Raw genomic sequence first — 20,964 nt, forward strand, 5'->3', positions numbered from 1 at the left:
GACGCTCGGTCCCCGCCGCAAGCACGCTGTTTGCGGCCCGCCCGGTTGTAGTCGATCGGCGGCCGGCTACTTACCGTCCGCGCCCTTTTCAGCCTCGCGAGCAGCGAGGTCGACGGCGATCCGCTCCATCTTCTTCGGTGTCAGACGGTAGCCGAAGAAGAAGGCCGCGAACGCCACGCCGAAGCACACGGCAGGGATGAGGCAGATGATGTTCACCATGCCCTGTGCGAGCTCGGGCGACGCCTCCATGCCCGACACGAACCCGATGGCGGCCAAGCCGAAGCCTGTGAGCAGGCCGGCCACCGCGTTGGCAATCTTCGGGCACCACTGGAACGTGGACATGATGAACGCCTTGGCGGTCTTGCCGTCGCGCCACTCGCCGTAGGCGATGGCGTTGGACTGCATGCCCATCATGGTGCCGTTCATGAAGTTCATGCCGAAGTAGATGCCGCATATGCACACGATGAAGGCCATCATGCTCGACGCGCCCACGAAGAGGCACACAACGGAGAACGCGAACGACACCCCGATGCCCACCAGGTACGTGGCGCGGATGCCCACCTTGCGGGCGACGGGCTCGGACACGAACGTGGCCACGAGGCCCGTGACGTTGCACGCCGTGAGCATGACGGCCGCCATGGCCACGTCGCCGAACGCGTAGGTGAACACGTACATGGCCATGCTCTGGATGGTCATCTGCGCCACGAAGCGGATGATCTCGGCGAACAGGCCGATGACGGCCGGCAGGTTCGTGAGCCAGTACTTGAGCATCTCGCCCAGGCCCACCTTCTCGCCGGCGGCGAGGGGCGGCACCTTCTCGCCGCGCTTCTTGGCCGCAGCGCGCTCCTCGCATATCTTCTGCGTGGGATCCATGCCGTCGATACGCTTGTACATGACCACGAACATGACGATCATGATGATGCCGAACACGAGCGCCAGCACCGTGAAGCCGGCCGGCCCTGCGTTCTGGGCGTTCTCGCCGGCAGGCACGCGGTACACGAGGCCGTTGATGGCCAGGATGGCCGGCAGCGAGATGGCGGCGAACAGCACCTTCACCAGCATGTTGCCCTGCGCCTTGCGCTGCGAGAGCAGCGTGCGGTCGGCCTCGGTCCGGCTGATAACCGGCACGATGGACGTGGCGGCTATCATGAAGAAGCTGGAGAAGAACCCGCCCACGATCTGGAAGAAGATCATCCAAGCCGTCTTGGCGCCCATGTCCAGGAACACGGGATCGACGAATGTCATGAGCAGGCAGACGAACGTCGCCGGCGGCGCCACCAGAAGCCAGCTGCGGTACTGGCCGTGCTTGAGCCACACGCGCTCGATGATGATGGCGGCTATGATGACGAAGAACCACTCGCCCACACCCGTGACCGCCTTCACGGTGCCCATGACGGTGGGCTCGAGACCGCAGATCTCGGTGAGGAAATACGACCAGTAGTTGCTGTTCATCTGGTTGAACGCCGTCCAGGTGAGCATGCCGAGGCCGTATATCAGGCCGAGCGCCTGCCCAACGTTGTTCTGGATGGCCGAAACCGCCCGGTCCCCTAGCTGTGAAACCTTCTCGCTCATGCGAAACCCCCTTTGCCGTATGCCGGCCCCCGCGGCGCGCCCTCCCGGTGCACTGCGGGGGCATAATCCCCTACCAAACCGTGAACAGCGCCATGCGCGGCTTGACCGCTTTCTTGGCAAGCTCGTCCACCGGGCCGAACTCCATCGCCAGCGACTGGCAGTGGTGCACGCACGCCGGGACCTTGCCCGCCGCCACGCGCTCCGCGCACAGGTCGCAGCGCTGGGTGGGCAGTGGGACGTAGTCCCATTCCCACGCGTCGCCGTCCAGCTTCCAAGGCCCTATCTGGGCGAGCTTGATACCCCACTCGCCCTCGCCCAGGCCCTTCTCCACTTTGCACGCCATCTCGCAGGCGTGGCAGCCCGTGCAGAACTCGTAATCGATCAAAAGACCATGTTGTGCCATGCGTCCCATCTCCTTTCCTTAGTATGGCGGCGCCTACAGGTTGTGGTGCTCCGCGTACATCCTCTCGAACTCGGCCCCGTATCCCTCCGGCGCCGGGTAGACACGGCAGAGCTGGGTCTTGTACGACGAGCCGTAGCCGCTCGGGCCGAAGTCCCCCTGCACGGTGAGGCAGTTGATGTTGGACTCCCACACCCCGTAAAGCGACGGCTCCTCCTTGTCGCGCTCGGGGAACCACCAGCCGTGCTCGGCGCTCACCACGCCCTTCATGATGGTGTCGGTGACATGGGCCACCTCAATGGCCTTGCCGTGCGCGTTCTCGATGACGGCCCAGTCGCCCTCCTTGATGCCCGCCGCCTCGGCGTCGGCCGGGTTGATGGCGAACATCGGCCACTTGTGGAACTCGCGCATGGAGCGCAGCTGACGATGCTCGGAATGGAAGTACTCCCAGCAGCGGCGCCCGGTCGTGAGCACGAGCGGGTACTCGGCGAACAGCTCGGGCGTGCTCTCGGGGCTCTCGGGTGGCTCCTTGAAGTAGGGCAGCGGGTCCATGCCCACGTTGTTGTACATGTTGCAGAACAGCTCCACGCGCCCGGACAGCGTGTTGAACCCGGGGTTGCCGTCGAAGCGGAGCTTGCCCGTCTTGTACTTGTAGTACTCGAACTCGGGGTACACGATCACCTTCTCGCGCAGCTCGCTGAACGTGATATGGATGGGAACCGTGGCCATGTTGTTCGTGCAGAACTCCAGCATCTCGGGCACGTCGTCCCAATAGAACAGGTCGGGGTTCATCTTCTTGCCGAGCTCGAGCATCATCTGCTCGTCGCCCACGGCGTCGCCGGTCTGCGTGACCTTCACGATGGAGCGCAGGGGTGTGTACCAGCCGCGCACGCCGTTGCGCTCGCAGCCCATGGCCATAGGGATGAACAGGTCGCCGATGGCCATGGCGGTGGGCGTCATGAACAGGTCGCACACCACCACGTGGTCCATGTCCTTGTACACGTCGTACACGCGCCGTGCCTGGCCGGCCATGTTGGTGAACGCCGTCGTGGAGCACATGAACAGCATCTTCACCGGATACGGCACCCCCGTCTCGGCCGCGTCGAGGATGGCCTCGGGAATGGCGTGGCCGCCCTTGCCCACGGCGTTCATGAGGCCCCAGTTGCCGTCGTCGCCCAAGCGGCCCTCGCGGACGTTCGGCAGGCTCTTGGCAATGTTCTCGCGGATGTCGGACTGCACGTAGCCGAAGTTGATGCCCACGAAGCCGCCGGGGTTGTCGATGTTGCCGGTAAGCGCCTGCACGGCCACGGCCGCATGCGCCGTGCCGTTCGCCCACTTCGTCTGGTCGAAGGCCACGCCCCACTGCAGCGTGGTCACGCCGGCGGTGCCAATGAGGCGCGCTGCCTCGTAGATCTTCTCAGACTCGCACCAGCAGATCTCCGCGGCGCGTTCGGGCGTCCAATCGCTCACGCGCTCCTTGTACTCGTCGAAACCGTAGCACCAGCACTCCACGAACTCCTTGTCGTAGAGCTCCTCCTCCACCATCACGTGCCCGATGGCCAGAGCGAGTGCCGCATCGGTGCCGGGACGCACCTGCACGTAGAGCTTGGCATGCGCCGAGAGCCACGTCACCTGCGGGTCGACCACGAACAGCTCCGAGCCGCGGCGCATGCAGTCGATGATCCAGTGCCCGTAGAAGCCGTCGGCGTTGGCCCGAAGCGGGTTGTTGCCCCAGATGATGAACAGGTCGGGGCGCCGGTAGTCGGGGTGGTCGAAGCGCGCCTCGTTGAGCTGTCCGCAGTCGGCGATGAACGTGTCGCCCAAGACCGCGTTCATGCCCTGCATGCGCGGCGTGTAGCAGCAGTTGCCCGCGAGCAGGCCGCAGTTGTCGTTCGGCGTGCCGAAGGCGCCCTGCCCAAGCACGTTGGACTGCCAGGTGGCGTTGCGGCCCGTGCCCGCGCCGGTGCAGATGGACTTCGCGCCGTACTTCTCGGTGGTGTCCTTCACCATCTCGACGCACAGCTCGTACGCCTCGTCCATGGTGATGCGCTCCCACTTGTCCTTGCCGCGGTCTTCGCGGGCGCGCTTCAGCGGATGGATGATGCGGTCGGGATGGTACACGGCCTCCACCATGACCAGACAGCGCATGCACAAACGGCCGTCCGTCACCGGCGAGTTCGGGTCGCCCTCCACCTTGACGAGCTTGCCCTCCTTGTCGGTGTAGAACAGGATGCTGCACCCCTGGTGGCAGCCGGGAGCCGACCATTGGCACGTGCGCGTGACGGTGAGGTCCCCTTCCTGGTACTGCCAATCCTTCTTGTAGATTTGAGGATCGAAGCACTCTCTCATGCAATTCTCCTTCCAGCGTTCGCTCTCGTATCACTTCACCTGCTCGCCCTGCTTCTGGGCGCGCGCCCACACGCCCAGCATGACAAGGTTGTCGTTCGACACGACGTTGTCCTCCCCCACCCGGTGGTAGGTCATGCGCGTTTGGAGCTCGGCCGGGTCGCGGAACTCGTGGCGGATGTACAGCTCGCCGTCGAGCAGGTAAGCCTCCTTGGTCTCCGGCGAATCGATCGTCGGCGCATACCGGGCGAGCAACTCCTGATCTGCCATATGAACCTTCCTTCCTCGCAACTCCCTCGGGCCGCCAACTTCCCCGAGGCCCTCCTTCATCCTTCGACCCCACCGCGTCTCGGCTCATTTGGCCCACGGCGGCTTCGATGCCGACGAGTTTCCCCGGTTGGCGGCGCCGACGCATCTGCTGCTGGGTATTAACTTGGAAACCATGCTCTGAACTGGCGGTTTGAAACTGTTCCAACGGGGTGCGATACTCTGGGTATTAGCCGCGCCCAGCACCTTTTCCCTGCCGACCCGCCCCTCTTTTGCATCGGGAGGACATCGCCTCCACCGCGACGAGCGCCGCGAAGCCGCATCCGGCCACGGCGAGTGAGCCCGCTGCCGATTCCGCACCCCACACGAGCACCTGCAGGCCGTTGATAACGAGCGGCGACAAGGTGGCGCCGAGCGAGACGAACGAGACCAGCACCGAGATGGCCATGGTCACCACGTTCTTGTCCACCGTCTTCGAGATGTAGTAGATGGTGCTGATCTGCTGGATGCCTGATCCGATGCCGAACAGCACCCCGCCCGCCATGATCACCGGAAAGCTGTAGCCGAACGCCGCCACGGCGAGCATTCCCGCGGAGAGGCACCCGAACCCGATGCACAGCGTGGAAGGGCCGAACGTCTTCGACACCTTCCCATATGCGATGCCCACAAGGAAGGACACGACGCTCACCGACGAGGCCACCACCGACACGTCGGCCGTCGTGCCCAGGCCGCGCTCCTGCACCAGCATGGCGATATTGGTGTGGAAGCCGAACAGGAACATCATGGCGAAGAAGAACAGGGCGAACAGGTAGACGGCGCGGGGCTTGAATACCTCTCCCAAACCGGCCGCACGTCCCTTCCCGCCGACGAGCCGCTTGTCCAGGCCGCCCTCGGGGAGCGCGATATGGGCTACGACGAACACGGGTATCACACCCAGGTACACGAGGAACGCGTTGCCCCAATGGGAAAGCGCCAAGAACCCCACGAGCAGGGCGACCAGCGCCTCCCCAATGAAGTTGAACGCCTGCTTGAACCCGAGGGCGCGACTGCGCTCGCCGTCGTCGTCCCAGGTCTGGCAGATGAAAGCGTTCGCCATGGGATGCAGGAGGCCCTGCCCGAGACCCACGCAGGCGCTGCACGCGAACAGGGCGAAGATGCTGGGCTCGGGCAAGACTGCGGGGATCATGCCCCCGACGAACAGCACCGCCAGCGCGAACTCCGCGATGCGCTTCTTGCGCACGTACGAGGACAAGAACCCCGATAACAGCGTTCCGGGGATGCTCACCAGGGGCGGCACCGAGAGCACCATCTGCACCATCGTGCGCGGCACGTCCGGATACGCGTCGCCCAGCACGCCGAGAATCGACGAGAACGCCGAGAACACGCTGTCGTACACCGCGAACCCGAACACGGGCACGAGCACGAGCGCGTGCTCGATCCTGAAATAGGCGAAGAACCTGCGAAACGTCTCTCTCATGGCGCCTTCCCCTTTACGCCGAGGGCCGCTTGCGTCGCCGAGTACAACGCAGCACGGGCCCTGCCGCCGGACCGACGGAGGCCGCGCCTGCGACCGCACCCCTCGCGCGCCGCAGGGCATCCGCCCGTCGCTTGGCCATAATTGCCACGGGGACGGTTTTTGTCTTGCTACTCAGAGGATTAAATCGGCTCCAGCGGCATCGAAACGAGAAAACGTACTCTCGATAGCATACCGCACGCGATAGAATACGATATATCCGAAACCTGCGGAGCAGCGCATCGGAGGGCGGGCCCTCCCAAGCCGAGCCGCGCGCCGGCTTTCGCATGGGTACGTGGAATCAGGGGGGATACGCGACCATGGCCGAAACCACCAAGGGGCATGCAAATCGCAAGGCGAACCGCTACAGCGAGCGGGAGCTGGCGGGGATCGCGGGGTTCACGCTCTTCACCGCGTCCGTGCTGCTTGCCGCCTTCAGCCCGCTGCTGGCCACGGTCGCAACCAACACGCCCGTCATGCACGGCCTCACCCACGGCACGATGTTCGCCGCCATGGCAGGCTTCCACTTCGTCGTCACGCGCTGCAAGGGTCGCAACGAGCTCGTCTCCTCCAACCGGGTGCGAACCGGCTTCCTGGCCCTGCAGCTGCTGTTGCCCGGTATCGTCCTGCTCGAGACGGTGCTCGCGTTCGCACTTCCCCTGGTACTCCAGTTCGCGCTCTGGGCCGTGTTCGGCGCCTCGGGCGCCTACTTTTCGTGCGTCTGGGCGGACGTGCGCAGCTCGCTTGGCGAGGAGCGCATCCGCGCAGCCAACCTATGGTCGTTCGGACTGGCAGGATGCATCGTGGCCGGCGTCTTGGCCATGCCCGGCCCTGCCGCCATCACGGCGTTCCTGCTGCTGTGCGCGAGCTCGTTCGCGCTTCTCGCAGCCTCACCGCCGAGCACGACCGAGCTCACGAGCGAGCGCGACGAGCGCTGGCTGGCGGAGACGAGCCGGTACAGCCCGAACGGCTCCTACATCATGCTGGTCGACGGCATGATGTGCGGCGTGATAGCAGGGCTCGTCGTCGCGCGAATCAGCAAGGGCGTCCTGCCGCCCATCACCATGGGCGCGGCGTTCGTCTGCGTCGCGCTTATTTTCCTGCTCCTGAGCCGGAAGGCGCCCCGGCTCCTTGCCATGGGAAGGGTGCAGCTCGTGCTCTTGCCCTTCCTCGTGTGCGGGCTCATCCTCTCCGGATTCCTGCAGGCGCCTTGGAACACCGTCGCCGCGCCGCCGCTCTTCGTCATCCTGTACCTGCTGGACTACACGAACGCCACGGTGCTGTCGCTGCGCGGCACGCTGCTGTCCATCTCGCCGTGCTACTGCTTCGCGAGAGGACGCTTCTTCATCGTCCTCGGCCAGGCACTCGGCTGGTTCGCCGGCGCGTTCGTGGCCACGGACTTCGGCAAGGGCTGGCTCACCGTGGCGGCCATGGTCCTCATCATGCTGGTATGCGCCTACATCGTGGTCGCCACCGTCAGGCCCGACCAGTACGCTATCGTGGCCGAGGAGCCCGAGCCCGTCGAGGCGCCTCCCGCCCCGATGTCCGAGCCCGAGACCGACCCCGAGGCGGTGGTGGAGCAGCATTACAAGCACAAATGCGCCGAGGCGACCCGCGCCTTCAACCTTACCCCACGCGAGGGAGAGATACTGTTCTACCTGGTGAAGGGGCGCAACGCGCGCCATATCGCCGACCAGCTCTACGTGGCCGAGCGCACCGTCAAGACGCGCACCTACCACATCTACCAGAAGATGGGCATTCATTCGCAGCAGGAGCTCATCGACATCGTGGAGGCCCAGGAGGCCGGCGATACGGCGTGAAGCGCGCCGGCCGGCCGCGCGTCCAACGCGCCTCCCGCTCCGTCAGGCGCCCTGTGCGCCGATGAGCTGCACGAGCGACAGCGCGCCGCGCACGGCAAGCTTGCCCGCCGCTACGCCCAACACGCAGGCAACAAGGCTGCCGCCGGCGTAGAGCGCGGCCGTCGCGTACTTGCCGCCCTCGAACAGCGCGAGCGTCTCCAGCGAGAACGTGGAGAACGTGGTGAAGCCGCCGCACACGCCCGTCTTCAAGAAGAGCGCCGCCTCGGCCGACAGGGCCGACGTGGCACCCGCCACCTCGGTTATCGCGCCGATGGCCACCGCACCGGCGAAGTTCACGAGGAACGTCATAAGGGGGAAGTCCCCCTCGAAGGGCACGAGCCCCAGCAGGTAGCGCCCGACGGCGCCCAGAAACCCGCCGGCGCCCACCCAGAGCACCGCTGCCATATCCCATCCTTTCCGACACACCCTCCCCCGCCGGCCGCGCGGCATGAAAAAAGCCGACGACCCGCGCGCGGGCGCTCCCCCATGGGGAGTCCGTTTGCAGAAGTCATCAGCTTTACGCGGTTCAAGCCTTCGAGCGGCTTAGGGAGAACCTCATTCCCGCAGGCATTCTACCGCTTGCGGGCCCCGCCCGCAAGCGGGGCGCTCCCCTCGTTCTCGGGCACGACCTCTTCCACGAACCAGCGCGGGTCCTCGAAGAACAGGTACTTGTCGCGGCCGTGAACCGTCACCAGGTAGCGTATCCCCGTGCCGCCCACCCGGGTGGACGCGCGCCGGATGGCCTCGTGCACCCGGTCGATCTCGAACGTCCGGCCGTCGCGCCACCGGATGGACAGCGGCGTCACGCGCCCGTCCACGTCGATGTTCGCCACCACGTCCACGTATGTCTTGCGAAATCCCATGCGCCCATGCAACCATGCCCGGCACCCCGGCGCAATTGCCCGCATCGACCCGTAGCGAAACGAATGCCCGCGCGTCATGCGCGACGGCCGGTGCAAGCGCCGGCGGTACGGGGTCGGCGGCGCACCAGCGGTCACGGGGCACTCGGCGGTAAGAGCCAGGGCGGAACCGGAGGGCCCCGGCCTCCGTCTCGAATTTCTTTCCCAAGGGAAAACGCCAGCCTTCCCCCGCCTTGCGAGCAGCCTCTTCATGGTTTAATGGTTCGAACAATCGAACCGTATAAGACGCGATGGACGAAGGAGCATCGATGGACGAACGCGAATGGGCGCAGAGCAGGCAGGACCTCGCAGAGGGGTTCAAGAAGTGCCGGGGCATCATCGGGGCTCTGGGCGACGAGACGCGCCAGCAGATCATCATGGCGCTGTTGGAGGCCGAGGAGTGCGGCTTGCGCGTGGGCGAGATCACGGTGCGCACGCACCTCTCCCGCCCCGCCGTGTCGCACCACCTGAAGATCCTGCGCGACGCGAACATCATCGCCCTTCGGCGCGCGGGCACCATGAACTTCTACCACATTGCCGCCGACGACGCGCAGTGGGCGCAACTCAAGCAGCTCGTCGACCGCGTCTACGAGCTGGTACAGCAGGCCAACCTCGAAGGCTACCTGCAAGACAGCGAAGGAAAGGTGCAGCGATGACAACGAACCCGCACGAGCAGAAGAAGCGCGGCATTATGGAGAAGGTCGAAGAAGGGCCCGGCGGCGCCCGCGAAGACGAGGACATGCCCGGGAGAGCGTATGAGGACGCTGCGGCGTGCGAGGATCGCACGACCCCCTCAGGCGGCGCCCTCCCCCTCTGCACCGTCGAGGAGGCGATGGAGCGCCGCCACTCGGTGCGCAGCTTCACCGGCCAACGTATCGAGGGCCCGGTGCTCGCCGCACTGTGCGACGAGCTGGACGCCTGCAACCGCGAGGGCGGCCTGCGCATGCAGGTCGTGCTCGACGAGCCGCGGGCGTTCTCCAGCATGCTGGCACGCTACGGGAAGTTTGCCAACGTGCGCAATTACGTGGCGATCATCGGGAAAACGGCCGACGACCTGGACGGGCGCGCGGGCTACTACGGCGAGCGCCTCGTGCTCGCGGCCCAGGCGCTCGGGTTGAACACGTGCTGGGCAGCCCTCACGTTCAGCAAGCGGCAGGTCCGCCGCCTCGCCGGGCCGGAAGAGAGGCTTGTCTGCGCGCTGGCGCTCGGCTACGGCGCCACGCAGGGCAGACCGCGCAAGTCGAAGGCACCCGAGGACGTGAGCCGTGCGGCCGGGAAGCCGCCGGAATGGTTCGAACGCGGCGTGCGGGCGGCGCTGCTCGCCCCCACGGCCCTGAACCAGCAGAAGTTCCGCTTCGAGCTGCTGCCCGACGGCAAGACGGTGCGCGCCCAAACCCTCTCCGGCGCCTACACCGCCGTGGACCTGGGCATCGCAAAATACCACTTCGAGGTGGGCGCCGGCACGGAGAGCTTCGCCTGGGTGTGACAGGGGGACGGGGCGTGACAGGGGGACGGGGATAATGTCTCATTCCAATACGTCTGCCGAAGCCTTGCCGCATCGCGGAATGAGACATTATCCCCGTCCCCCTGTCACGCCCCCTGTCACGCCCTCGAATCTGCTAGATGCTCAAGTCGCGCCGGTCGAACACCGCAACTGCCGCAGCGAACAGCGCCACCGCGCTCGCGGCCAGCGCAATCGCGCCGCCGACTGCCGACGCGTCGCCTGCGGCCAAGCCGTAATAGTCGAACAGCGTCAAGGGGTTGACGTTCTCCAGGAGCTCGAACTTGTCGCCCACCTTCGACACCATCTGCATGAGGAAGAGCAGGATGCAAAGACCGCCGCCCGCCCACAAAGCCGCCGTGGCGTTCGAAAACAGGCAGGCCGACAGGAAGCACAGGCCCGCGATAGCCAGCCACAGCGCGAACAGCCCCGCGTTCACCTGCAACAACGCCTGCATGTCCAGCTCGCCGGGGAACAGAGTCTCGGCGAATCCCACCTCGAGCGCCGTAACCGCCACCATGAGGGCGGCAAGGATAGCCACCATCACGCCGATCATCGTGCATGCGATGCGCGTGCGACTGTTCGGCGTTGCCAGCAGGTACGCCATCGCGCCGCGATCGAGGTAGCGCACCATCAGCTTGTTCACCATGATCAGGATCAGCACGAGGATGAAGATAGTCAGCAGGAACCCGTACAGGTAGTTCAGCATGAAGTCGATAAGGGTGGTGGCCTGCGTCGACATGCCGAATGCGGCGAACACCTCGGGCATGCTCTGCATCATGAGATCGAGGCTCTCGCCCAGCTCGGGATCGAACATGCTCACGATCATGCCGATGTACATAGCCAGCACCGCGGCGATGATGTCGCTGACGAACAGGTTGGCGCGCAGCTCCTTCGCGAACAGCGTCTTATTCATGGGAGCCTCCTTTCAACCCCGACCTGCGGTTCGACGCGTCGCCGAAGGTGCCGTACAGGTGCATGAACAGCTCTTCGAGCGTCTGCTCGCGCACGGTGAGATCGACGATCTCGTTCGCGGCCAGGTCCTTCACGAACGCGTCGAGGTTGCCGGACACGGCCGTTTCCACGCTGGTCGTCCCCTGTTTCTGCACGCTGACACCGGTATCGCGGTGGGCCGCCGCGTAGCGGTCGCGCGCGGCCTCGTCGGCGAACGTGACGACGAACATGCGCTTGCGCGACTTCCGCACGTCGTCCATGCGCTCTACGGCGGCCAGCTTGCCCCCGCGGATGAACGCCACCCGATCGCACGTGCGCTCAACCTCCTCGAACAGGTGCGACGACAGCAAGATGGTGGTGCCGCGGCGCTTCTCTTCCAGCACGAGGTCGATGAAGCGGCTCTGCATGAGGGGGTCGAGGCCGCTCGTGGGCTCGTCGAGCAGGACGATGTCGGGCGAGGCCATGAACGCGCAGACCAGTCCCACTTTCTGCTTCGTGCCCTTCGACATCTTGCGAATGCGCCGCGCGGGGTCCAGCTCGAAGTACTCGATCAGCTGTTCCATGCGCGTGCGGTCGCGCAGCTTCTTCATGCGCACCATGAATTCCAGGAACGCCGTGCCGGTCATCTCGTCCATGCAGGCGATTTCGCCGGGCAGGTAGCCCAGGTGCTCCTGGATGCGGGCGCGCTGGCTGAAGCAGTTCAGGCCGTTGATGTTCACGGTTCCCTCATCAGGGCGGATGAAGCCCATGAGGTTGCGCATGGTCACCGTCTTGCCGGCGCCGTTCGGTCCCAAAAAGCCGAACACCTCGCCCCGCTCCACGGCAAACGACACGCCGAACACGCCGCGTCCGCTTCCGTAATCTTTCTTGAGCCCCTCGATCGCAATCGCGGGGCCGATTGTTGCGCTCATCGGTATTCCTCCTTGTACGAATAGGCTTTCAGCATGTCGCACCAGCGGTACATCTCGTCCAGCATCGCATCCATGTCGAGGCGCTGATGCAGGGCGCGCTGCTGGTGCAGGTAGCCGTCAGCCAGCCAAATCAGCAGGTCGAGCACGTACTTCGGGTCGATGTCGTCGCGGAACCGGTCAAACCGCACGCATCTGAAGTACGCGGAGAACATCAGGTCGATTTGCCTCTGCGTCCAGCTGTCCATCGTGTCCTTGATGTCTTTGTGCTCCGGGTAGAAGGCCCGGACGGAGAACTCCAGCAGGTAGGGGAAACGCGAAAGCACCTTGCGCTTGGTTTCAGCTGCGTACACGAGCAGATCGAAGAAATCGTCGATCTCGTAGAATCCGTCGTCCACCACCAGATCGGACACCTTCTCCATGAGGTGCTCCATGAGGTAGAGGTACAGCTCCTTCTTGCTCTTGAAGTAGAAGAACAGAAGACCCTTCGAGATGCCAGCGCGCCGTGCGATGTCCTCGGTCGAAGCGCTTTTGTAGTCGCATCGACCGAACGTTTCCACGGCGGCGTTGACGATAGCCTCGCGTCGCTGTTCGGGGAGGCTCTCGAACTTGCTGAAGTCCGCATGCCCCCTATCGTCCGTTGCGCTCATTGCCGCCGCCTCCCTTCCTGCCGCTCTGCGGCCGTTGACCGCTCGGTCAACGGATTGGAGATCATGCTACCCCGTTGACTATTTTTTAGAAGGGGTCGAGGAGGGTTTTTTCATTGGGAGAGCCGCCAAGCCCGTAGCGCGCCGGGCCCGCATCCGAGGCCGGCGCCCCCGAGCCATGTCTGCCTCGCATGCGAGGCAGACGGGCAAGACCGACGCGCAAGGCCGGCATGTCACGCTGCGCCCACCAGCGCGCGCTGCCGCCCTCCCCTGCGACCGGCTGAAACGGGGGGGGCACCCCCAGCCCCCTTCCCCCTCCTGCTCACTCCCGCCCGCTCCTCCGGCGACAGCCGGCCCGGTCCCCTCTTCGCCCGTCTGCTATCATGGACCCGCATCGCGCGACACGCCCTCCCGCCGACGACAGGAGACGCCATGGCCCGCTCTTCGAACCTCCCCGAACCCACCGCATCCGCCGCTCCCGTCCGTGCGCTCGGAGCGCGCCGCCTGCTGCTGGCGCTCGCCGTCGTCCTGGCGCTCTACGCCGTCGACCTGGCGTGCGCGACCACCGTGCCCGCCTCGGCCCACGCGTTCGCCGTGAACGTGGCCGTGCCGTTCGACCTCATGGTGTGCGTGCCCGCCGCGTTCTACCTGCTGGTAGTGCGCCGCCGCGGCCTCACGCCCCTGGCCGTGCTGCCGGTGGTGTGGGCGGGGTACCTCGCGGCGTCCCAGCTGGTCGCGCCGGGGCTGCTCTCGCCGCTGGCGGTCTCCGCGGCGGCGGGGTCGGCCGGCACGTTCTCGCTGCTGCCGCCCCTGTTCGCCGCCGCCCTCGCGCTCGACGCCGCCGTGATCGCCTGCGAGGCGCGCCGCCTCGTGCGCGCCTTCCGCGCCGCACGAGGCGCCTCCACGCGCCCGTACGACTGGTTCGCCGAGGCGTTCAAGGTCCTCGCGCCGGGTGGGCGCGCGGCGCATCTGGCAGGCATCGAAGGTGCCACCTGGTACTACGCCCTGTTCTCGTGGCGCGCCCGCCCCGACGCGCCCGTCGGCCGACACGCGTTCAGCTACCATAGGGAAAGCGGCTTCCTGGCGCTCGTGGGCGTGATCGCGGCGCTGCTGCCCGTGGAAGCGTTCGCCGTGCACCTGCTGGTGGCGCAGTGGAGCACGATCGCGGCCTGCCTGCTCACCGCCACCTCCTTGTACGCCCTTCTGTGGCTCGTGGCCGCCGCGCGCGCCAGCGTGCTGAACCCGCTGCTCGTGGACGACGAGACGCTCACCGTGCGCTGGGCCGCCTTCGTCTGCGAGGACGTGCCGCTGCACCTCGTGACCGGCGTGGGTGCCGCCGCGCCCGACGTCCCCAAGCGCGAGCGCCTCGACCTGGGCGTCATGGGCGCCCCGCCCTGCTGGATCGAGCTCTCCGAGCCCCTGGAGGTCCGCACGTTCGCCGGAACGCGCCGCCCGGTGCGCGCCATCAACGTGTCGCCCGACAACGCCGCCGCCTTCAAGCGCCTGGTGGGAGCGCGCCTGCGCTAACGGCAGCGCAGGCGCATCGCAGGCCGCGACGAAATGGCCTCGATCCGGGCATCGCCGCGACCCGGCATCGCCCGCCCGAGCCGGACCGGCCAAGCGAGCCATGCCCGGGCCGACCGCAACCGTGCAAGCCGTACCCGAGCAGACCGCAGCCACCCGCACCCCTCGAGCCGCACGGCGACGAAAAAGGCCGGGGGCTGTGCCCTCCGGCCTGCTGTTTCCTGGAGCCAGTGACAGGACTCGAACCTGCAACCCACAGTTTACAAAACTGTTGCGCTACCATTGCGCCACACTGGCATAAGAATTGTCGTGCCTGCGTATTGTACGACATCCTGCCCGTTTCGGGAAGAAGCGTCCCCCATCTTGACAACGAATATCCGTTCGCCCATACTAAGCGAACAGATATTCTCGCGAACACTTGATCTGGCGAACGGGCGTGCGTATGGAACTGATCGACAAACTGGAGATACTTGCCGATGCGGCGAAATACGACGTGGCCTGCACTTCCTCGGGCATCGACCGCGACGCCCAGAAGGGGAAGCTGGGCAACACGATGGCGGCGGGATGCTGCCACAGCTTCGCGGCGGACGGGCGCTGCATCACGCTCTTGAAGGTGCTCATGACCAACGTGTGCGTCTACGACTGCGCCTACTGCGTGAACCGCTGCTCCAACGAGGTGAGGCGCGCCGCCTTCACGCCGCAGGAGCTGGCCGACCTCACCATAGCATTCTACCGTCGCAATTACATCGAGGGGCTGTTCTTAAGCTCGGGCGTCATCAAGAGCCCCGACTACACCACCGAGCTCATGATCCAGACGCTGTCGCTCCTGCGGGGCGAGCACGGCTTCCGCGGCTACATCCACGCCAAGGCCGTGCCCGGCACCTCACCCGAGCTCGTGGACGAGCTGGGACATCTGGCCGACCGCATGAGCGTGAACATGGAGCTGCCCTCGCAGCAGAGCCTGGCCCTGCTCGCCCCCGAGAAGAACAAGCAGCAGATCATCGCCCCCATGCGCCAGATCCGCGACAACATCGCCGTGGACAAGGACACCCGCGCGCTCGTGCGCAAGAACACGACCTACATGAAGGCGGTCAAGCCGAAGAAGAAGGAGCGGGCCTTCGTGCCCGCCGGCCAGTCCACGCAGATGATCGTGGGGGCCACGCCCGAGAGCGACTTCCAGATACTCAACCTCTCGGCCGCGCTCTACCGCACGCTCTCGCTCAAGCGCGTGTTCTTCAGCGCCTACACGCCCGTGAACGACGACGCGCGCCTGCCCGGCACCGACGCCCTGCAGCTCAACCGCGAGCACCGGCTCTACCAGGCAGACTGGCTCCTGCGCTTCTACCGCTTCGACGTCACCGAGATCATCGACGAGGAGCACCCGTTCCTGGACCCCGAGGTCGACCCGAAGGCGAACTGGGCCCTCAACAACCTGGACTTCTTCCCCGTGGAGGTGAACAAGGCGCCGCTCGAGGCACTGCTGCGCGTACCCGGCATCGGCGTGAAGGGCGCGCACTCCATCATGCGCGCCCGGCACTCCACCACGCTCGGCGAGCGCGAGCTGCGCAAGCTGGGCATCGCCTACAAGCGGGCGCGCTTCTTCATCACCTGCAACGGCAGCTACGCCGGCCAGGGAACGGACTTCTCTCGAGAGGGCCTGCGGGCGCATTTAGCCGCAACGCCGAAGGGCGGTGGCCACGGCCGTCGCGCAGACAAGGCCATCCCCGGCCAGCTGAGCCTGTTCGAGAGCGTGGAAACGCCCGAGAAGGCCCGCATCGCGCAGGGCGCGGGTGTCGATCCCCGCGGGCACCTGGGCGCGGGGGCCGGCGAGCGCCTGGGAACGGCGCCTGCCGGACAGCACGACAACGCGGCGAACGGGCAGCGCCGCGGGAATGCCGACGGCGCGTTTGGCTGGCAGCACGCCCTCGAGCAACCCGAGGCGGCCTGCGCATGAGCACCGACCACAGAACCGGCTTCGAACGGCCCTCGGGAGCTGCGGCGGCCGAGGCCGGTTCCGGCCGCTCGGCCGCCCCGGACAAGGGGGCGCGCAACCGTTCGGCCGCTTTGGCTGCGACGGGAGCGGGACGGGAGCCCGCCGCAGCCGGCGATGCCCCCCATGGGCCGGCAACGCCGGAAGAGCCGCTCGCCAACGTGGCCTACGCCTACGACGGGACGCTGGAAGGCCTGCTGTCGGCCGTGTTCGAGGCGTACGTGCGCCGCGAGGACCCGCAGGACGTCACGGCGCAGGCCGCGCTCCAGCCACGCCTCGGGCAGACGGTGCGCTTCGTGGAGACGGACATGGAGCGCGCCGTGCGCGTCCAGCGCGGCATCAAGCGCGTCTGCGGCCACGCCGCCTACGACGCCGTCATGCGCGCCTCGCTCTCGGACGACCCGAGTGCCGGCACCGTTGTCTACCGCTTCGTGCGCTACGCCATGGCGGCCAAGCGCCCGCACGACTGCACGGGATGCCGCCGGCGCGGATCGTGCAGCGGCCCCATGGCCTCGTCGCAGCCGACCGATTCCCTCGGCTGCTCGGGAAAGGCGCGCGGCAGCGTGCTGAACGACCTCGCCCACCCTGCCGTGGAGCCCCTGCACCGCCTCGTGCGCTCCGTGGGCAACGAGCGCCACCACATGGTGCAGTTCCTGCGCTTCGAGCACCTGGAGAACGGCGTGTGGCTCGCGCGCTGCAACCCGAAGGCCTCGGTGGTGCCGCTGCTCATGGACTGGTTCGCCGGCCGCTTCAACACGCAGCCCTTCATCATCTACGACGAGGTGCACCACCTGGCAGGCGTCTACGAGGGGCGCGACTGGTACCTCGTGCGCACCGACGAGCTGGACGTGCCCGACCGCGCCGCGGAGGAGAACCTCATGCAGGCAGCTTGGAAGCGCTTCTACCGCACCGTCGCCGTGGAGGCCCGCTACAACCCGGAGCTCCGCCGCCAGTTCATGCCCAAGCGCCTGTGGAAGAACATCCTGGAGATGCACGAGGACCTCCCCGGCACCGAGCTGGCCCGCGCCGCCGCCCCGCAAGCCGAGCGCCTCTGGCGCGGCTGAAGGAGGGGGAGCTGCGACAGCGTCTCCCGCAGCCGGGCGTTTCCCCGGAACCCGCGAGGCGCTATCATGGAACCCGACGAGAGAACAGCACGGTGCGGCGGCGAGCCGCTAGAAGGAGGATCCCATGGAACCGGCCAAGGTGTACTTCACGGACTTCCGCACGCAGGCGTTCGGCGACGGGCTGCCCACGAAGCTGAAGAAGCTCGTCCGCCGTGCGGGCATAGCCGACCTGGACCTCGAAGGCAAGTTCGTGGCCATCAAGCTGCACTTCGGCGAGCTGGGCAACGTGAGCTACCTGCGCCCGAACTACGCACGCGCCCTCGTGGACGTGGTGAAGGAGCTCGGCGGCAAGCCGTTCCTCACCGACTGCAACACCATGTACCCCGGCAGCCGCAAGAACGCCCTCGAGCACCTGGAATGCGCATGGGAGAACGGCTTCACGCCGCTCACGGCGGGCTGCCCCATCCTCATCGGCGACGGCCTGAAGGGCACCGACGACGTGGAGGTGCCGGTGGCAGGCGGCGAGTACGTGAAGGCGGCGAAGATCGGCCGCGCCGTCATGGACGCCGACGTGTTCGTGAGCCTCACGCACTTCAAGGGCCACGAGCTCACCGGGTTCGGCGGCGCCATCAAGAACATCGGCATGGGCTGCGGCTCGCGCGCCGGCAAGACCGAGCAGCACAGCAACGGCCAGCCCGACATCGACGGGGAGAAGTGCCGCGGCTGCAAGAAGTGCCTGCCCGAATGCGCGAACGGCGGCCTCGTGTTCGACGAGGCCGCCCGGAAGATGGGCGTGGACAAGGAACGTTGCGTAGGGTGCGGGCGCTGCCTGGGCGCCTGCAACTTCGACGCCATCGACTTCGCGCAGGACGCCGCCAACGCCGACCTCAACCGCCGCATGGCCGAGTACGCGAAGGCCGTCGTGGACGGCCGGCCGCAGCTCCACGTTTCGCTCGTGGTGGACGTGTCGCCCCATTGCGACTGCCACGCCGAGAACGACGCCCCCATCCTGCCGAACCTGGGAATGTTCGCCTCCATGGACCCGCTCGCCCTCGACCAGGCCTGCGTCGACGCCTGTCTGGCCGCCTCCCCCCTCCCCGGCAGCAAGCTCTCGGACAACCTGGCCACGCCCGGCTTCGAGCCCTCGGGCGACCATTTCGCCAACTCCACCCCCGAGTCGGAATGGCGCACCTGCCTAGAGCACGCCGAGAAGATCGGCCTGGGAACGCGGAAGTACGAGCTGGTGAGGATGTGAGATAGGGGCTATTTCACCCGCTGCCTCCGCATGTCTTCGGCCCCTCCCAAGGGCGGCCGAAGACATGCGAAAACGAACATCTTCGGCCGCGCCATTCGCACGCCACGTCCTTGTCGAACCGGCGCGATGGCGTCGGCGGAGCGCACGTTCCCCGCGCGCCTTGTTGTGGCCGTCTCCCCTACACCCCCGTCAGGTCGAACGGGGGGATGAAGCTCTCCTCGGCCGCGCCGCCCTCCTGCCAGAAGTAGTCCTCCACACCCAGCGCATCGGCGTAGTCCAGCAGGCGCTCGTAGTCCTCGTCCGGGACGCGCCGGGCAAGCTCTGGGCAGCGGTGCAGCGCCGCCGCGGCGCGCTCGTCGCCCGCGGCGGCCGCATCGGCCAGAACCGGCGTGTACTGGTTCATCAGCGACAGCAGCACGTCGTCGCCGAAGCGCTCGTGCACGAGGCGCACGACGCGCTTCGAGTCCTCGAGGGCTCCCGGCAGCATGAGGTGGCGCACCACCGTCCCGCGAACGAGGCGCGGATCCCCGTCCACCTCGTCGAACTCCGGGGCGCCGGTCTGGCGCACCATCTCGCCAAGGGCGGCCAGCGTTGCATCCGGGTAGTCCGGCGCCTTCGAGTAACGCACCGCCAGCAAGGGATCGGCGTACTTGAAGTCGGCGAGGTACACATCCACGGTACCTGCGTTCGCCTGCACGGCCGCCACCGTCTCGTAGCCCGAGGTGTTCCACACCACGGGAAGCGCCAGCCCCCGCCCACGCGCCCGCGCCACGGCGGCGCGCGCCTGCGGGGCGTAGTGCGTGGGCGTGACGAGGTTGACGTTCAGCGCGCCCTGCGCCTCCAGCTCCAAGAGCATCTCCGCCAGCCGGTCCACGTTTACGGCGCGCCCCGCCTCGCCAGCGGCTATCACGGCGTTCTGGCAGTAGCAGCAGTGTAGGGGGCAGTGCGCGAAGAACACGGTGCCGCTGCCACGGCTGCCGCTGATGGGAGGCTCCTCCCAGAAGTGCAGCGCCGCCCGTGCCACCACGAGCGCATCGTCGGCCCCGCAAACCCCGCGCTCCCCCGCCGCACGATCCGCCCCGCACCGGCGAGGGCAGAGGTCGCAGGAGGTTGAAAGGTTGTGCTTCATATCCCCACCGATCCAAATCAGTCAGCGAGGGCCGTCCTCGCGCCCAAGGTCAACCCGTATCGCGGCCGCACGTGCTTCTCGCGAGGCGCAAGCGAGAAGGAGCGGAGATCGGGTACGAGGGCGGCCCGTAGCGTCGGCCCGTTCCGTCGCTCGTCAGAACGGCTGAGCTCAATTCGCCGAATACGCTCCGAAGCCACCGGGGAAGTCGCCACCGTCGCCGTCGCCGCCGTCGTCGTCATAGTCGCAGTCCTCCCCCGCCTCCTCGGAGGCGTAGGCCTGCTCGGCGCGCGTCCAATCCAAGCCGTTTTCGGCGCAGGCCGCCTCCTCTCCGTACACGAGGGCCAGTGCCGAGGGCGCCTTGTCGGCGCCGCCGATCACGGCCAAAAGCTCCAGCAGGTGCAGGCACGCCTCGGCCTGCGGCAGGATGAGGTCCACGTCGTCGGCGGCCATGAGCGCGGCCGACAGCTCGGACATGAGCATCTCCACGGTATACGCGCCGTCGAAGCGCCCGGCGTTCACGGCCGCGAGCACCTGCTCGGCCTCGGGCGTCGTGGCGCCCGCGCGCCCGAACGTGGCGCCGAACGCGGCGGACGATCGCTGCACGGCGCGGTAGAGCGCGTCGGCCTCGATAGCCGACATGATCTGCGCCGACGTCTGCAGCGTGTAAGCTGCGCGCGCCAGCTGGGCCGACCCCGATCCGCCCGTCTCCTGCACGGTGCCCACGAGCGCGTCCAGCACGGGGCGCGCCGCCTCCACGTCGTCCTCCTCGCCCCCCACCAGGCACATAAGGTTGTCGCGGTCGGAGAGGGCGTCGGACAGCATCGGGTCGGCCACCACGAGCGGCGCCTCCACGGCCGCCAAATCGCTCACGATGGCCACGGCGTTCAGCTCTCGCGCGAAGCTCGGCGTCGAGGCCGACAGGTCGATGAGCACCGTATTCGGCGACGCCGCCTGCACGATGCCGTTCTCGTCGAAGTACGCGTCCTCAAGCGCCGTCTGGGACGTGCAGTACGTTACCACCATGCCGGCGCTCGCCACGTCGGCCGTGCGCGTCCAGCCTGCCGCGTCCAGGCGCTCTCGCACCACGTCGCCCACCGCTTCGTTCCCGATAAATGCATACCGCTTGTCCATAAGAG

General features: G+C 66.9%; 19 protein-coding genes, 1 tRNA gene and 1 riboswitch. Of the genes, 7 read left to right on the plus strand and 13 right to left on the minus strand.

The genetic code is table 11. The features are described 5' to 3' along the window. Nucleotides 1-66 precede the first annotated feature (66 nt). The 5 genes from C1877_RS03805 to C1877_RS03825 form a co-directional block, all read right to left on the minus strand. A complete protein-coding gene (locus C1877_RS03805; protein WP_114568423.1) occupies nt 67-1,572 on the minus strand; it encodes an MFS transporter in 1,506 nt (501 codons plus the stop codon). Between the two features lie 70 nt (nt 1,573-1,642). Continuing rightward, nucleotides 1,643-1,975: a 4Fe-4S dicluster domain-containing protein gene (locus tag C1877_RS03810; RefSeq protein WP_114568556.1), complete on the minus strand. Its 333-nt coding sequence runs from the start codon at nt 1,973-1,975 to the stop codon at nt 1,643-1,645. A 33-nt stretch (nt 1,976-2,008) separates the two neighbouring features. After that, nucleotides 2,009-4,321, minus strand: coding sequence for a molybdopterin-dependent oxidoreductase (locus tag C1877_RS03815; protein WP_114568424.1), 2,313 nt, complete (start codon nt 4,319-4,321; stop codon nt 2,009-2,011). Between the two features lie 30 nt (nt 4,322-4,351). Further along, the gene (locus C1877_RS03820; protein ID WP_087191976.1) at nt 4,352-4,588 is read right to left on the minus strand and encodes a hypothetical protein; all 237 of its coding nucleotides are present in this window, start codon (nt 4,586-4,588) and stop codon (nt 4,352-4,354) included. A 226-nt stretch (nt 4,589-4,814) separates the two neighbouring features. Next, on the minus strand, nt 4,815-6,062 hold the full coding sequence (locus C1877_RS03825; protein WP_162524397.1) for an MFS transporter: 1,248 nt from the start codon (nt 6,060-6,062) through the stop codon (nt 4,815-4,817). A gap of 356 nt (nt 6,063-6,418) precedes the next feature. On the opposite strand from C1877_RS03825, the gene C1877_RS03830 reads away from it, so the two are divergent. After that, complete coding sequence (locus C1877_RS03830) at nt 6,419-7,918, plus strand: response regulator transcription factor (protein WP_181813783.1); 1,500 nt, start codon at nt 6,419-6,421, stop codon at nt 7,916-7,918. Nucleotides 7,919-7,960: 42 nt separating this feature from the next. Here C1877_RS03830 and crcB read toward each other — a convergent pair whose 3' ends face one another. Continuing rightward, nucleotides 7,961-8,362 (minus strand): fluoride efflux transporter CrcB, encoded by a 402-nt coding sequence (gene crcB / locus C1877_RS03835; protein WP_114568427.1) that lies wholly within the window; start codon nt 8,360-8,362, stop codon nt 7,961-7,963. Between the two features lie 90 nt (nt 8,363-8,452). Further along, a riboswitch (Fluoride riboswitch) is annotated at nt 8,453-8,529 on the minus strand. Continuing rightward, on the minus strand, nt 8,530-8,820 hold the full coding sequence (locus C1877_RS03840) for a hypothetical protein (protein ID WP_181813784.1): 291 nt from the start codon (nt 8,818-8,820) through the stop codon (nt 8,530-8,532). A 305-nt stretch (nt 8,821-9,125) separates the two neighbouring features. On the opposite strand from C1877_RS03840, the gene C1877_RS03845 reads away from it, so the two are divergent. Together C1877_RS03845 and C1877_RS03850 are read left to right on the plus strand one after the other, a co-directional pair. Further along, nucleotides 9,126-9,512, plus strand: coding sequence for an ArsR/SmtB family transcription factor (locus C1877_RS03845; protein ID WP_114568429.1), 387 nt, complete (start codon nt 9,126-9,128; stop codon nt 9,510-9,512). Further along, complete coding sequence (locus C1877_RS03850; RefSeq protein ID WP_220149889.1) at nt 9,509-10,342, plus strand: nitroreductase family protein; 834 nt, start codon at nt 9,509-9,511, stop codon at nt 10,340-10,342. The genes C1877_RS03845 and C1877_RS03850 overlap by 4 nt, the downstream gene beginning before the upstream one ends. Nucleotides 10,343-10,475: 133 nt before the next feature. Here the strand turns inward: C1877_RS03850 and C1877_RS03855 are convergent, their stop codons facing one another. The 3 genes from C1877_RS03855 to C1877_RS03865 are packed head-to-tail and all read right to left on the minus strand — an operon-like array spanning nt 10,476 to nt 12,869. Continuing rightward, the gene (locus C1877_RS03855; protein WP_114568430.1) at nt 10,476-11,273 is read right to left on the minus strand and encodes an ABC transporter permease subunit; all 798 of its coding nucleotides are present in this window, start codon (nt 11,271-11,273) and stop codon (nt 10,476-10,478) included. Then, on the minus strand, nt 11,266-12,222 hold the full coding sequence (locus tag C1877_RS03860; protein ID WP_114568431.1) for an ABC transporter ATP-binding protein: 957 nt from the start codon (nt 12,220-12,222) through the stop codon (nt 11,266-11,268). Before C1877_RS03860 ends, C1877_RS03855 begins: the two co-directional genes overlap by 8 nt. Then, nucleotides 12,219-12,869, minus strand: coding sequence for a TetR/AcrR family transcriptional regulator (locus C1877_RS03865; protein WP_114568432.1), 651 nt, complete (start codon nt 12,867-12,869; stop codon nt 12,219-12,221). Before C1877_RS03865 ends, C1877_RS03860 begins: the two co-directional genes overlap by 4 nt. A 429-nt stretch (nt 12,870-13,298) precedes the next feature. On the opposite strand from C1877_RS03865, the gene C1877_RS03870 reads away from it, so the two are divergent. Then, nucleotides 13,299-14,393, plus strand: coding sequence for a hypothetical protein (locus C1877_RS03870; RefSeq protein WP_114568433.1), 1,095 nt, complete (start codon nt 13,299-13,301; stop codon nt 14,391-14,393). 219 nt (nt 14,394-14,612) lie between these two features. On the opposite strand, the gene C1877_RS03875 is transcribed toward C1877_RS03870, so the two are convergent. Continuing rightward, nucleotides 14,613-14,687 (minus strand) — tRNA-Thr (locus C1877_RS03875). A gap of 145 nt (nt 14,688-14,832) precedes the next feature. Between C1877_RS03875 and C1877_RS03880 the strand changes: the two genes are divergently transcribed. The 3 genes from C1877_RS03880 (at nt 14,833) to C1877_RS03890 (ending at nt 18,699) form a co-directional block, all read left to right on the plus strand. Next, nucleotides 14,833-16,344, plus strand: coding sequence for a putative DNA modification/repair radical SAM protein (locus tag C1877_RS03880; RefSeq protein ID WP_114568434.1), 1,512 nt, complete (start codon nt 14,833-14,835; stop codon nt 16,342-16,344). After that, a complete protein-coding gene (locus C1877_RS03885) occupies nt 16,341-17,444 on the plus strand; it encodes a TIGR03915 family putative DNA repair protein (RefSeq protein ID WP_244909786.1) in 1,104 nt (367 codons plus the stop codon). Before C1877_RS03880 ends, C1877_RS03885 begins: the two co-directional genes overlap by 4 nt. 124 nt (nt 17,445-17,568) lie before the next feature. After that, nucleotides 17,569-18,699, plus strand: coding sequence for a DUF362 domain-containing protein (locus C1877_RS03890; RefSeq protein WP_114568435.1), 1,131 nt, complete (start codon nt 17,569-17,571; stop codon nt 18,697-18,699). Nucleotides 18,700-18,877: 178 nt separating this feature from the next. Here the strand turns inward: C1877_RS03890 and C1877_RS03895 are convergent, their stop codons facing one another. Together C1877_RS03895 and C1877_RS03900 are read right to left on the minus strand one after the other, a co-directional pair. Beyond that, entirely contained in the window at nt 18,878-19,828 is a 951-nt protein-coding gene (locus tag C1877_RS03895) for a radical SAM protein (protein WP_114568436.1), read from the minus strand. A gap of 168 nt (nt 19,829-19,996) precedes the next feature. After that, a complete protein-coding gene (locus tag C1877_RS03900) occupies nt 19,997-20,959 on the minus strand; it encodes an NAD(P)-binding domain-containing protein (protein ID WP_114568437.1) in 963 nt (320 codons plus the stop codon). Nucleotides 20,960-20,964: the final 5 nt, after the last annotated feature.

Origin of the sequence: Gordonibacter pamelaeae, from assembly GCF_003340385.1 — a bacterium.
In the GTDB taxonomy this organism is placed as follows: domain Bacteria; phylum Actinomycetota; class Coriobacteriia; order Coriobacteriales; family Eggerthellaceae; genus Gordonibacter; species Gordonibacter pamelaeae.

What these genes read in the sequence shown, in the direction of transcription:
- C1877_RS03805 (WP_114568423.1), bottom strand. Translation starts at nt 1,572, where the DNA reads ATGAGCGAGAAGGTTTCACAGCTAGGGGACCGGGCGGTTTCGGCCATC.
- C1877_RS03810 (WP_114568556.1), bottom strand. Translation starts at nt 1,975, where the DNA reads ATGGCACAACATGGTCTTTTGATCGATTACGAGTTCTGCACGGGCTGC.
- C1877_RS03815 (WP_114568424.1), bottom strand. Translation starts at nt 4,321, where the DNA reads ATGAGAGAGTGCTTCGATCCTCAAATCTACAAGAAGGATTGGCAGTAC.
- C1877_RS03820 (WP_087191976.1), bottom strand. Translation starts at nt 4,588, where the DNA reads ATGGCAGATCAGGAGTTGCTCGCCCGGTATGCGCCGACGATCGATTCG.
- C1877_RS03825 (WP_162524397.1), bottom strand. Translation starts at nt 6,062, where the DNA reads ATGAGAGAGACGTTTCGCAGGTTCTTCGCCTATTTCAGGATCGAGCAC.
- C1877_RS03830 (WP_181813783.1), top strand. Translation starts at nt 6,419, where the DNA reads ATGGCCGAAACCACCAAGGGGCATGCAAATCGCAAGGCGAACCGCTAC.
- crcB (WP_114568427.1), bottom strand. Translation starts at nt 8,362, where the DNA reads ATGGCAGCGGTGCTCTGGGTGGGCGCCGGCGGGTTTCTGGGCGCCGTC.
- C1877_RS03840 (WP_181813784.1), bottom strand. Translation starts at nt 8,820, where the DNA reads ATGGGATTTCGCAAGACATACGTGGACGTGGTGGCGAACATCGACGTG.
- C1877_RS03845 (WP_114568429.1), top strand. Translation starts at nt 9,126, where the DNA reads ATGGACGAACGCGAATGGGCGCAGAGCAGGCAGGACCTCGCAGAGGGG.
- C1877_RS03850 (WP_220149889.1), top strand. Translation starts at nt 9,509, where the DNA reads ATGACAACGAACCCGCACGAGCAGAAGAAGCGCGGCATTATGGAGAAG.
- C1877_RS03855 (WP_114568430.1), bottom strand. Translation starts at nt 11,273, where the DNA reads ATGAATAAGACGCTGTTCGCGAAGGAGCTGCGCGCCAACCTGTTCGTC.
- C1877_RS03860 (WP_114568431.1), bottom strand. Translation starts at nt 12,222, where the DNA reads ATGAGCGCAACAATCGGCCCCGCGATTGCGATCGAGGGGCTCAAGAAA.
- C1877_RS03865 (WP_114568432.1), bottom strand. Translation starts at nt 12,869, where the DNA reads ATGAGCGCAACGGACGATAGGGGGCATGCGGACTTCAGCAAGTTCGAG.
- C1877_RS03870 (WP_114568433.1), top strand. Translation starts at nt 13,299, where the DNA reads ATGGCCCGCTCTTCGAACCTCCCCGAACCCACCGCATCCGCCGCTCCC.
- C1877_RS03880 (WP_114568434.1), top strand. Translation starts at nt 14,833, where the DNA reads ATGGAACTGATCGACAAACTGGAGATACTTGCCGATGCGGCGAAATAC.
- C1877_RS03885 (WP_244909786.1), top strand. Translation starts at nt 16,341, where the DNA reads ATGAGCACCGACCACAGAACCGGCTTCGAACGGCCCTCGGGAGCTGCG.
- C1877_RS03890 (WP_114568435.1), top strand. Translation starts at nt 17,569, where the DNA reads ATGGAACCGGCCAAGGTGTACTTCACGGACTTCCGCACGCAGGCGTTC.
- C1877_RS03895 (WP_114568436.1), bottom strand. Translation starts at nt 19,828, where the DNA reads ATGAAGCACAACCTTTCAACCTCCTGCGACCTCTGCCCTCGCCGGTGC.
- C1877_RS03900 (WP_114568437.1), bottom strand. Translation starts at nt 20,959, where the DNA reads ATGGACAAGCGGTATGCATTTATCGGGAACGAAGCGGTGGGCGACGTG.